An 11007-nucleotide genomic window follows, 5' to 3' on the forward strand; every position below is an offset into this window, starting at 1 on the left:
AAGTGGCCACTGTCAGCAAGCGTCCCGCCTCCGGACCGCGCCAGCTCACCCGCGTCGGCGAGCGGCTGTCCTTCGTCTACCTGGAACGCTGCACCGTCCACCGCGACGCCAACGCCCTCACCGCCGAGGACGCGGAGGGCGTGCGCCACATCCCGTCCGCGACGATCGGGTGCCTGCTGCTCGGCCCCGGTACCCGGATCACCCACCAAGCCATGGCCGTTCTGGGGGAGAGCGGCGCTGTGGTGGTGTGGGTCGGTGAGCACGGCGTGCGTTTCTACGCAGGTGGGAGGGCGCTGAACCGTTCCTCGGCGCTCCTGGAGGCCCAGGCCACCGCCTGGGCGAACCAGCGCACCCGGCTCGATGTCGCCAGAGCCATGTACCGCCTCCGCTTCCCGGACGAAGACCCTGCCGGGTGCACCCGCCGCCAACTGCTCGGCCGGGAAGGGGACCGCGTGAAGCAGTGCTATGCCGAACAGACGGCCCGGACCGGCGTCCCGTGGCACGGCCGGCGGTACACACCAGGAGACTTCAACTCGGGCGATGCTCCCAATCAGGCCGTGACCGCCGCGGCGCAGTGCATGTACGGCATCGCCCAGGCCGTCGTGACGGCCCTGGGGTGCACACCGGGTCTTGGCTTCGTCCACTCCGGCCACGAACTCTCCTTCGTACTGGACGTGGCCGACTTCTACAAGACGGACATCGGCATCCCCGTGGCCTTCGAGGTCGCCGCGGAGGGACCCGAGGACATTGGCTCCCGCACCCGGCGCGCGCTGCGGGACCGCATCAACTCCACGCGACTGCTCGACCGGTGCGTACGGGACATCCAGTCCCTCCTCGCGTCCGCGGGTACCGGGCAGCCGGAGGAACGCGATCATGTCACCTTGCTCTCCGACCGGGGCGCCGAGATGGCAGCCGGCCGCAACTACGGCGATCAGGGGGCAGCCGGAGATGCCACCTTCGGCGCGCGGGACGTCTGGACCCAGGACGACATGGTGCGCCACGGAGTCATCTGGTGACCGTCATCGTCCTCACTCACTGCCCGGTGGGTCTGCGCGGCCTGCTCACCCGCTGGTTGCTGGAAATCTCGCCCGGTGTCTTCCTCGGCAACCCATCCGCCCGCATCCGCGACTTCCTGTGGGACGAGGTCAGGCAGTACGCCGGACAAGGCCGCGCCCTCCTCGCCTACGCCACCGACTCCGAACAGGGCTACGCCTTCCGCACCCACGACCACAAGTGGCATCCAGTCGACCACGAGGGCCTGACCCTCATCTTCCGCCCTTCAGGCCGCTCCCTGCCTGCACCCGCGGCGGCCTCCAAGGGATGGAGTAAAGCTTCCAAGCGCCGCCGATTCGGCAACAAGCCGTAGCTGACACGACCGATCGCGGCTCTTCGCCGCTGGCCGGAGGCCCGGCGCATTTGCGCGGCGGCGCCTGATCGCATCGGAGCACCTGCGCGCCGCAACGGCCCGCGTATGGCGCCTGGCGTCACGCCCAAGCCGGGAGGAACCGAACCAGGCGGCGTTATCGGTGAGCCGAGCGGAGCGCACCGGGCAGGTGGCTCGACGCGAGTGTCTCGCGTATGGCTGGTGGAGGCGCTCCGGGACCCCGAGAGCCCTGATTATTCTATATGTCCGTTTCTCTCATCCTTGCTCCACGAGGCACCGCACCTTGATAAAAGCCCAGCTCACAAAGACCGCTCCCCGCGCGTGCGGGGATGAGCCCCATCCCCATGTTGGACATGACCGTCAGCGCTGCCGCTCCCCGCGCGTGCGGGGATGAGCCCCTCAGCCGCGTCATGCCGACGAACGGCGACAACCGCTCCCCGCGCGTGCGGGGATGAGCCCGGAGAAGAGGACGGCGCCAGCGGTGATGGTCCCCGCTCCCCGCGCGTGCGGGGATGAGCCCCCGATCGCCAACGCCAGCTCCCACACCTCCCCCCGCTCCCCGCGCGTGCGGGGATGAGCCCCTCGGCGCTGACGTCGTGTACCTCGGGCCGGACCGCTCCCCGCGCGTGCGGGGATGAGCCCTCCACAGAGAACGAACCGCACCCAGTACAGAGCCGCTCCCCGCGCGTGCGGGGATGAGCCCCCGATACCGCCCTCTGGTCGGTCGTGCGAGGCCCGCTCCCCGCGCGTGCGGGGATGAGCCCGACGTCGTGCCCGCGGCGGCGCAGGCGCCGGGCCGCTCCCCGCGCGTGCGGGGATGAGCCCCCCGGCACGTCGCACATGATGCTGTGGGACGTCCGCTCCCCGCGCGTGCGGGGATGAGCCCCCGCTACACCGCAGACGTGATCGCCCTCGACACCGCTCCCCGCGCGTGCGGGGATGAGCCCTCCATCACGACCACGGAGAAGATGATGCGGACCCGCTCCCCGCGCGTGCGGGGATGAGCCCAGGGCCATCACGTTGCGCGCGCTGACCGAGGCCCGCTCCCCGCGCGTGCGGGGATGAGCCCGGCGTCGCATCACAGCCGCGCGGATTCGGACGCCGCCCCCGCGCGTGCGGGGATGAGCCCACGGCGTAGGCGCTGACGGTTCCCGCGTTCAGCCGCTCCCCGCGCGTGCGGGGATGAGCCCGACCCTGATCTATCTCATCGTCTCGCTGGTGACCGCTCCCCGCGCGTGCGGGGATGAGCCTGCGCTGGGCCTCGATGCGGCGGGCGGTGCGGTCCGCTCCCCGCGCGTGCGGGGATGAGCCCACCCCATGTACCACCACGGTAAGGCCACCAAGCCGCTCCCCGCGCGTGCGGGGATGAGCCTGCGCGGCGGTAGCCCTGGTAGAGGTCTTCCCACCGCTCCCCGCGCGTGCGGGGATGAGCCCAGCGGGTCGCGGCGGGTGAGGGCGAGGTTGCGCCGCTCCCCGCGCGTGCGGGGATGAGCCCGGTGAAGCGCTGGCGGCGCGAACTGGAGAACCCCGCTCCCCGCGCGTGCGGGGATGAGCCCGCTCAGACCCTCCGGGGGCCCGAACACGATCACCGCTCCCCGCGCGTGCGGGGATGAGCCTGCTCAATCGGCCCTTCCTCGTCGTGAAACGTCCCGCTCCCCGCGCGTGCGGGGATGAGCCCCCGATCGAAGGTATGAGGTTTCCATGTCCTTGCCGCTCCCCGCGCGTGCGGGGATGAGCCCCTCTGCATCTGCCCCTGGCCCGCATCGAAGACCCGCTCCCCGCGCGTGCGGGGATGAGCCCGGCCGCTGGCTCCCCCGCATCCCCCGCCCCCGCCGCTCCCCGCGCGTGCGGGGATGAGCCCAGCACCAGCTCCGTCAGGTCGAAAGCCGCGAGCCGCTCCCCGCGCGTGCGGGGATGAGCCCCGCGGCAGCGGGTCGGCGAGCAGACGCGCCAGCCGCTCCCCGCGCGTGCGGGGATGAGCCCGGGGCCGAGATGAAGACGAAACCGCCGCGCGACCGCTCCCCGCGCGTGCGGGGATGAGCCCGGTTGTGAAGCCGGGCCCGCCGGACTGGCAGCCCGCTCCCCGCGCGTGCGGGGATGAACCCAAAACGGCACCACGCCGTGGGCGCCGGCGGCCCGCTCCCCGCGCGTGCGGGGATGAGCCCGACCTGATCCGGCGACAGGCCGGACACATCTACCGCTCCCCGCGCGTGGGTGGATGAGCCCCGGACTACGTCGACCTCATCCGGGCGCTCGGCACACTCCCTGCGCTCGCGAGGACGATCCCGAGACTGCCCTCACCGCTTCCCGGCTTTGGCCTGCCAGGTGGCTCCGGCATTTGCCCGAACGGTGTTTGCTCATAATCGTGGTGACGAAGCGTTGGTGCGTTGCATCGTGTCCGTCGAACAGCACCTGGTGTATCTGCCTCGCGCTCCCGCTACTTGCCTGCAACTTCCTGCTTCCCCGCCCACTCCCGGTCCAGGATGGCGTGGACGATGGAGTCGCGCCACTGGCCAGCCTTCTGGATGTGCTCGCGGATGCGGCCCTCCTCAACCATTCCCGCCTTGTTCATGGTGGCGGCGCTCGCCTCGTTGGCGGGGGAGCGGGCGCCCCACACGCGGTGCAGGGACAAAGGGCCAAACGCGAGGCCGAGGAGCGCTCGGACGGTGGCGGTGCCGTAGCCCTGGCCCCAGGTGTCGGGGCGGAGGGCGAAGCCCATGGTGGCGCCGCGTGTCTGGTGGGGGTCGAGGGCGAGCCGGCCGAAGCCGATGAGCTGGCTGTCGTTCGCGCGGGTGACGGCGAGCCCGTATTCCGTCCGCGGGTCGGCCTGCGCGGCGCCTATGGTGCGCTCCACGATGGCCCGGGTCTCGTCCTCGGTGCGCGGTTCGAAGCTCATATGGCGGGTCGCCGCAGCGTCACCGTAGACGGCGAGCACTGCGGCGACGTCGTCCGTCGTGAATTCGCGGAGGGTGACGGGGCCAGCGGTGAAATGGATCGGCTGCATTGCCGGACCCTATCGCCGGGTCTGGTCAGCTCGGCAGGGCGAGACGGACGGTGGTGAACTGGGCGATCTCCTCGCGCAGCTCGCGGGCCAGGACGCTGGTCCGGGCGGGGCTGTTCGTGAGGGTGGTCGCGACGCGCCCGGCGGAGACGACGATGCCCTTGTTGCGCTGGGCGGGGGGCAGATCGAGGACCGGGCGGAGGGCGTCAGCGGCTCCGTCCAGGGCGTCCGCGTGCAGGTGTACGAGGGCGACGTTGCACTGGGTGCCTGCCTCGTCCCCGTATGCCCAGTAGTCGGTGCCTCGGTCCTGGTAGGCGTGGGCCGCCGCGACGACCGCCTCGGTGGTTTCGGTGTCGCTGAGCCCGAGCAGGACGCGGGACTCGGCGGCGTAGTAGGCGTGCTTGGCCTCGGTAAAGGTGAGGATGCCGCCGAGGTTGTCGAGTTCGTCCGGGGTGATGTCGGCGCGGGCGCTGGTGGCGCGCTGGTTGGCGGCGTGCACGGCCTCCGCGTCGCCGAGGAGCGCGGCAGCCCGGGCTTCGAGGGCGGGGAGCCAGGCGGAGACGCTGCCTCGCAGGGCCGGGTGCTCGGCGGCACCCTTGCGGGCGAAGAACACGGCGTCGTCCGGGCGCCCCGCCCAGTAGGTGATGAGCGACTTGAGGCCGTCGACAGCGGCGAGGAGGGCGGGGTGCTCGGCCTGTTCGGCGCAGACGCCCGCGGTTCGCGCCTGCATCATCGCCGAGTGCATGTCCCCCATGTCATGGCTGGCCTTGGACATGAACCAGGACAAGAGGCTCGCGCAGATCTACAACTGCCGCATCTGGCTGGGGCGTACGCGCCCACCCTCGATGAGACGGAACGCGTCTTCCTGCGCGGCCGACAAGTCGGGGAAGAGGGTGGGGAGGGGTACGCGCTGGTAGACGGCGGCGATGCGGGCCACCTCGTCCTGGAGGAACCCCAGGGTTTCGTCCCCGAGCTGTCCTCGTTCAGCTCCCAGCGCGAATTCGCGGGCTCGGCGTGCGGCCATCTCGGCGCTCCTCCTCATGTTGGTGAGCGCGCCGGGGCCATCCCGGTGCGTCTCGTCAGCGGCCGGTTTCCGCAACTGCTCGATGCTGTGCCCGAACATCCGGACGAGGATGCGGCGGGCGTCGCGCTGCGGTACGCGCTTGCCGTAGTACCAAGCCTCGTACGTCGTCTCCGCGGGGCAACACGTCAGGAGAACCGGGTCGTTGTCCGCTGCCGCGAGTTCTTCGGCGGCGGCGCGGAATCGGGCCTGGAAGGCTTTCGGGTGCTTCGGCTCTCGTGCGTCGCAGAGCTGCCTGAACAGCGTGTGCATGACGTCCCCTTGCAGTGAGGTCACCGGCACGTACGACTTCACGGTACGGCTGCTACGTGCTCAACTTCGGCTCTACTTAGTCCCGTTGGGTGATCCGAGGTGATTCCGAGGGGGCGGCGAGGTTTCGTAGCCCATCCGAGGGATTTTGCCGAGGAAATGCCGGTGCTCGAACGCTGTGGAGATGCGTCGCCCGGCGGCGGAATGCTCGGTCACTCACCGACGTGGTGGCTGACGAGTGCCGAGGGGACCAATGTCCGTGGCAGCAACAGACGACGACGCAGCACAGCTGGTGGCTCCCCGTGACTGGGCAGGGGAGTTCGCGGTAGCGCATGTCTCGGTGCCGAGGCCCGCCGTACAGCTGAACGGCTGCTGCCGAGGCTTGGGTTCAACGGCGACCTGGAGGCGGCACGCACGATCGCGTCGGAGCTGATGACCAGCGCGGTGCTGCACGGTGCGGGCGACGGTTCGTACCTGGTGCTGCGCTTGGCTCCGCGAGCGGACGGCGCCCTCGTCGTCGAGGTGGTGGACAACAGCCCGGCGACGCCGAGGCCGGCCGCCGTCGGGGGTGTCGGGAGGGAGGCCGAGTCGGGACGTGGGCTGCTCCTCGTCGCCGCGCTGGGCGCGCGGGTCACGTGGGCCGCCGTGGGCGATGGCAAGACCGTACGCGCGCTCCTGCCCTCCGCTGAGGGGACCCGATGAGCGCCCCGAGCCAGGCGCCGGACGAATACCTGCGGGAGCTGGAACCCGCTTTGGTGCGGAAGCTGAGCGCCGCCGTGGAGCGCGTTCGGGGGCTGTCCCCGGTGGATCGCCCTGACCGGCAGACGGTCAACGATGCCTTCGTGCAACTGAGTTCTGGTTTGCGCGAGCTGTGCGAGGCGTTCAGCGGTTGCGGTCATCCCGGGGTGGCGGGCGTGGTCCGGGCCGGCTGGAGGCTGCTCGACTCGCCCCGCCTGCCGACGACTTCGTGGGGCGACTCCGCGACCCGGTGGCACCTGCGTTCGCTGGGGGTGGAGACGTGGGCCTTGCTGGACGTGGCGACGGCGTGGGAGGCGGGGCGGTGAGAGAACCGGCCCTCGCGCATCCGGATCGTCTCCGGTGCCCATCCCCCGTGGTTCGTCGACCGCTGTGCAGTGGTGACCAGAGGCCGTCACAAACTCAGCTATGTAGTCGCTGTCTTCACCGGTGGTGCACCGGGATCGTCGGTCCGCTGTGTTCGGTCGGGTGCCGCGCACCGGACCCCGCACCGTGCTGCGTCCGCACCCCCATGCGCGAGAACTGTCACCAGCCGCCAAGGCGCGGGCGGATCTCCGTTTTGCCTGCGGCCGGGGCCGCCGGAGTCTCTAGCGGCCGATCCAGTTCCATACCTGGCGGGAAGCCGCATTTCCCTGCAATGGACCTCCCGCTTCGATATTTTCATCTCATGGTCAACGCTGCTGAAGCCGCCGTTGCTGTCACCGAAGCTGTCGCCGCAGGTGCAGCCACCGGGCTGCTCGACCGTGTACGCGAACGCGTCAGGGTGCTCATCTCCGGTGCGCCCCAGGAAGTCCGGGACCGGTACGCGGAGGAGGCTGCCGACCACGCGGTCCTGCTCAGGGAGGAAACTCTTCCATTGGAGGACATCGCCGCCTACTGGAGGGTCAGGCTCATCCAGCACAACCTGACGGTCGACAACTCGATTTCCACTGTGACGTTCGGCGAGGTACACGCGCAGACCAACTACAACGTGGGCAGGGACTTCAGCGGCACCATCAACCTCTGATGGGCGACAAGTACCTCTCCTTCCACTCCGGCCGGGACACCCACGTCGTGATCAACCAAGTGGCGAAGGAGTTCCCCGAGGTCGCCGCTGCCCTCAACAGCCTGGACACGAAGGTCCTCAAGGACTTCTCCAACGCGCTGTCGAGCGAGATGAACTGGTCGATGGCCGAGATGTTCAGCCAGGCCGTCAGCGGTCTCAGCGTGGATGTCCTCGAAGGTTTCGCCAGTACCGCGAACCGGGTGGATTCGAGGAGCCTGGAGGACTTCTCACGGGCCGTGGGCTACCTGGAGAGCGTCCCCGTGGTCTCGAACCTTGGCCATGCCCTGGACGACATGAAGAAGCTGGTGGAGGCCAAGAGGGAAACCCTGTCCCTCATCGCCGAAGCGAACCTAGGGCTTGTGGAAGCGAAGAACTCCCTCGTCAAGCTGGACGTGGTGGCCCTCGCGGAGAGTTATCACCTGCTGGAGGCGCAGAGGAAGGGGCAGTACACCGCGAAGCTGAAGAAGCTGGAGCAGGAGCTTCAGGACTGGAAGACCCGATGCATGTACGCGGCATCGCGGTGATCGTCGTTGTCCTGTTGTTGAGCTGAACGTTAGCCAGGAGTTCGTGCTCAGGGGAGACGGTGTCCACCGTGCGATGCTCGGAATTGCCCGGATGCGCAACCTTGCCCTCGTTGGATCGGCAAGGCCTGAACTGCAGCCTGGCCCATGCCCAAGACGACTTGAAGACCATTTACGGGACAACCCATACCTAATAGCTGCTCGCGTCCACGACCTCCCCCAACAAGTGCGCCTGGGGAGTGCATTTCGCGCCCATCGGCTTGTGCCGAGCCGTGGCCGCTTGGGCGCCTCGCGGAAGTGCCCCTCGGCCCGCGAAGCTCAGCCAGACCACCTCAGCCCAAGGCGCCCGCCTACGGTGATGCCGGCCGGGTCGTCCTCTGCTTCGACATCCCTGAGGCCCCCTCTATGGCACGCGAATGGCACGCCGCCTCGGAGAGGTCTAGACAACAACAAAGCCCCAGGCCATCGACCTGGGGCTTTCCTATGGAGCGGGTGACGAGAATCGAACTCGCGCTCTGAGCTTGGGAAGCTCATGTTCTACCATTAAACTACACCCGCGTAGAAATACCTCCGCAGCCTACCAGACCGTGGGGGCTGGTGGTGGCGGGGTGTTTCGTTGGGGGAACTCTACCGTATGGGGGTGGGGGGTTGGGTGCGGGGCGGGCGTGGGTGGGGGCGTAATGTGGCGTTCGTCCTGGATCGTCGCGGTGTGGAAGGGGCCTGTTGGTTGATGGGGGAGACCGTCGTGCGATGTGCTGAGGGGCATGTGTTTGCCACGTCCTCGTTTCCGATGCGGCGGCTCGGGGCCGCGCGGATCGGGCCGGGGCGGTTGGTGCGGTGTCCGAGGTGTGCGCGGTTGAGGTACGCGGTTCCGGTGGAGGCCGGGGCGCGCTGAACGGGGTGGGCCCGTCCCGGCGCGGGGCGGGCCGTACCCTTGACGCGTGCTTCTCTCAGACAAGGACATCCGGGCCGAGATCGATGCCGGTCGGGTGCGGATCGATCCGTTCGACGAATCGATGATCCAGCCCTCCAGTGTCGATGTGCGTCTCGACCGGTATTTCCGGGTGTTCGAGAACCATCGGTATCCCCATATCGATCCCGCCGTCGAACAGGTGGATCTCACGCGGCAGGTCTCGCCCGAGGGCGACGAGCCGTTCATTCTGCATCCGGGGGAATTCGTGCTCGCCTCGACGTACGAGGTCATCACGTTGCCCGACAATCTCGCCTCCCGTCTTGAGGGAAAGAGTTCGCTCGGCCGGCTCGGGCTCGTCACGCATTCCACGGCCGGTTTCATCGACCCCGGTTTCTCCGGGCACGTCACTCTTGAACTGTCGAATCTGGCGACCCTGCCGATCAAGCTCTGGCCCGGCATGAAGATCGGGCAGCTGTGCCTGTTCCAGCTCAGTTCGCCCGCCGAGTTCCCCTACGGCTCGGAGCGGTACGGATCGCGCTACCAGGACCAGCGCGGGCCCACCGCCTCCCGTTCCTACCTGAACTTCCACCGGACCGAGGTGTGAGCCCCGTGAGCCCCCTGAGCCCCGGCAACAGCGGCAAGCGCGAAGAGCTTTCGTACGACGACTTCGGCGGCGCCGTCCGCGCGCTCGCGCAGACCATCGCCGACGACGGCTACCAGCCCGACCTCGTGCTCTCCATCGCGCGCGGCGGCGTTTTCGTCGCCGGTGGTCTCGCCTATGCCCTCGACGTGAAGAATATCCATCTCGTGAATGTGGAGTTCTATACGGGTGTCGGCACCACGCTCGACATGCCCGTCATGCTCGCGCCCGTTCCCAACGCCATCGACTTCAGCAATAAGAAGGTCCTTATCGCTGACGATGTCGCCGATACCGGCAAGACCCTCAAGCTCGTGCACGACTTCTGTGTCGAGCACGTCGCCGAGGTCCGCAGCGCGGTCATCTACGAGAAGTCGCAGTCCCTCGTCAAGTGCGAGTACGTGTGGAAGCGCACCGACGACTGGATCAATTTCCCCTGGAGCGTCCAGCCGCCCGTCGTGCGGCGCGATGATCAGGTGCTCGACGCCTGAGCACGGGCGCGTACGCGAAGGGGCCCGCCGGTACGCCCGGCGGGCCCCTTCGCGTACGTACGCCCGCGCGTCAGAACGTCCCGAGCTTGATCAGGGACAGCAGCGCCGCGAGCTGGATTGCGCTCGCGCCCAGCGCGCGGGGCCAGGCGAGGTCGTGGGAGCGGCTCACCATCGAGGTGAAGAGGAAGCCCGCGGCGATCCACGTGATCCAGCCGACGATCCGCACGAACGAGGCGTCGCCGCCCGCGAATATCGCGATGACCAGGCGTGGCGCGTCCGTCAGCGTCATGATCAGCATGGACAGGCCCACCGTGGGCTGCCAGGAGCCGTCGCCGCCGAGCTGGCGGGCCAGGGTGTGGGTGACGACGCCGAGCACGAAGGAGCTCAGCGTGATCATGACGGCCGCGGTCAGGACGTACGGGACCGCCGTGCTCAGCGTCGCGTGGATGACGTCGTCGCGGGCGTCGTCGAAGCCGAAGATCGCGAGCAGCCCGTAGATCAGCGTGACGACGAGCGCCGGGCCCCAGACCGCGTAGTCGCGCATCCGCTGGAAGGTCTGGTTCGGGCGCAGGACGATGCCGCTGAGCAGGTCCTGCCAGCGCAGCCGGGGGCCCGAGGGCGCCGCGGGGGCGGGGGGCACGTCGTGGCCGTACGGGTCCTCGCCGATCGCGAACGCCTGGGTGTGGCCGGGGTTGTCGTGCGGGGCCGGGGAGGGGTACGGGGCCTGTGCGGACGGGCCCGGGTAGCCGTAGCCGCCGCCCTGCTGCTGCGGGGGGCGGTTGCCGGGGTAGCCGTAGCCGCCGTTCTGCGCCTGCGGGCGCGGCTGGGGCTGCGGGGGGCCGCCGAAGTACTCCGGCTCACCATGGCCCGACGGCCTGCCGCCCTGGGGCGTCGGCCGGCCCTGGGGCGTCGGCCAGCCGTTGCCCCGC

The 11007-nt window shown here is 69.4% G+C and carries 12 protein-coding genes, 1 tRNA gene and 1 CRISPR repeat array; of the genes, 8 read left to right on the plus strand and 5 right to left on the minus strand.

All coding sequences use genetic code 11. The features are described from left to right. Positions 1-2 precede the first annotated feature (2 nt). Complete coding sequence (cas1e, locus tag G3I42_RS32265) at positions 3-1016, plus strand: type I-E CRISPR-associated endonuclease Cas1e (RefSeq protein WP_164291222.1); 1014 nt, start codon at positions 3-5, stop codon at positions 1014-1016. Continuing rightward, positions 1013-1366, plus strand: coding sequence for a type I-E CRISPR-associated endoribonuclease Cas2e (gene cas2e, locus G3I42_RS32270; protein WP_164291223.1), 354 nt, complete (start codon positions 1013-1015; stop codon positions 1364-1366). Before cas1e ends, cas2e begins: the two co-directional genes overlap by 4 nt. Positions 1367-1692: 326 nt before the next feature. Then, positions 1693-3610: a CRISPR direct-repeat array (repeat unit 29 nt; unit sequence CCGCTCCCCGCGCGTGCGGGGATGAGCCC). A 211-nt stretch (positions 3611-3821) separates the two neighbouring features. On the opposite strand, the gene G3I42_RS32275 is transcribed toward cas2e, so the two are convergent. The 3 genes from G3I42_RS32275 to G3I42_RS32285 are packed head-to-tail and all read right to left on the minus strand — an operon-like array spanning position 3822 to position 5718. After that, positions 3822-4388, minus strand: coding sequence for a GNAT family protein (locus G3I42_RS32275; RefSeq protein WP_164291224.1), 567 nt, complete (start codon positions 4386-4388; stop codon positions 3822-3824). Between the two features lie 25 nt (positions 4389-4413). Next, positions 4414-5139, minus strand: coding sequence for a hypothetical protein (locus G3I42_RS32280; RefSeq protein WP_164291225.1), 726 nt, complete (start codon positions 5137-5139; stop codon positions 4414-4416). Between the two features lie 48 nt (positions 5140-5187). Next, a complete protein-coding gene (locus G3I42_RS32285; protein ID WP_164291226.1) occupies positions 5188-5718 on the minus strand; it encodes a hypothetical protein in 531 nt (176 codons plus the stop codon). Between the two features lie 396 nt (positions 5719-6114). On the opposite strand from G3I42_RS32285, the gene G3I42_RS32290 reads away from it, so the two are divergent. From G3I42_RS32290 to G3I42_RS32305, 4 genes are all read left to right on the plus strand, one after another. Further along, positions 6115-6417, plus strand: coding sequence for an ATP-binding protein (locus tag G3I42_RS32290; protein WP_239096828.1), 303 nt, complete (start codon positions 6115-6117; stop codon positions 6415-6417). Further along, positions 6414-6779, plus strand: coding sequence for a hypothetical protein (locus G3I42_RS32295; RefSeq protein ID WP_164291227.1), 366 nt, complete (start codon positions 6414-6416; stop codon positions 6777-6779). The genes G3I42_RS32290 and G3I42_RS32295 overlap by 4 nt, the downstream gene beginning before the upstream one ends. A gap of 359 nt (positions 6780-7138) precedes the next feature. Then, positions 7139-7477 carry a hypothetical protein gene (locus tag G3I42_RS32300; RefSeq protein ID WP_164291228.1) on the plus strand — a complete coding sequence of 113 codons (339 nt, stop codon included), beginning with the start codon at positions 7139-7141 and terminating at the stop codon, positions 7475-7477. After that, a complete protein-coding gene (locus G3I42_RS32305) occupies positions 7477-8040 on the plus strand; it encodes a hypothetical protein (RefSeq protein ID WP_164291229.1) in 564 nt (187 codons plus the stop codon). Before G3I42_RS32300 ends, G3I42_RS32305 begins: the two co-directional genes overlap by 1 nt. A 481-nt stretch (positions 8041-8521) precedes the next feature. On the opposite strand, the gene G3I42_RS32310 is transcribed toward G3I42_RS32305, so the two are convergent. Next, positions 8522-8595 (minus strand) — tRNA-Gly (locus tag G3I42_RS32310). A gap of 383 nt (positions 8596-8978) precedes the next feature. Between G3I42_RS32310 and dcd the strand changes: the two genes are divergently transcribed. Continuing rightward, positions 8979-9554: a dCTP deaminase gene (gene dcd / locus G3I42_RS32315; RefSeq protein ID WP_164291230.1), complete on the plus strand. Its 576-nt coding sequence runs from the start codon at positions 8979-8981 to the stop codon at positions 9552-9554. A 14-nt stretch (positions 9555-9568) separates the two neighbouring features. Then, positions 9569-10078: a phosphoribosyltransferase gene (locus G3I42_RS32320; protein ID WP_164291234.1), complete on the plus strand. Its 510-nt coding sequence runs from the start codon at positions 9569-9571 to the stop codon at positions 10076-10078. Positions 10079-10148: 70 nt separating this feature from the next. Here G3I42_RS32320 and G3I42_RS32325 read toward each other — a convergent pair. Then, the coding region (locus tag G3I42_RS32325; protein WP_164291231.1) for a Yip1 family protein at positions 10149-11007 on the minus strand (859 nt) is incomplete at its 5' end.

It is taken from the genome of Streptomyces sp. SID11385 (assembly GCF_010548245.1).
Lineage (GTDB): Bacteria > Actinomycetota > Actinomycetes > Streptomycetales > Streptomycetaceae > Streptomyces.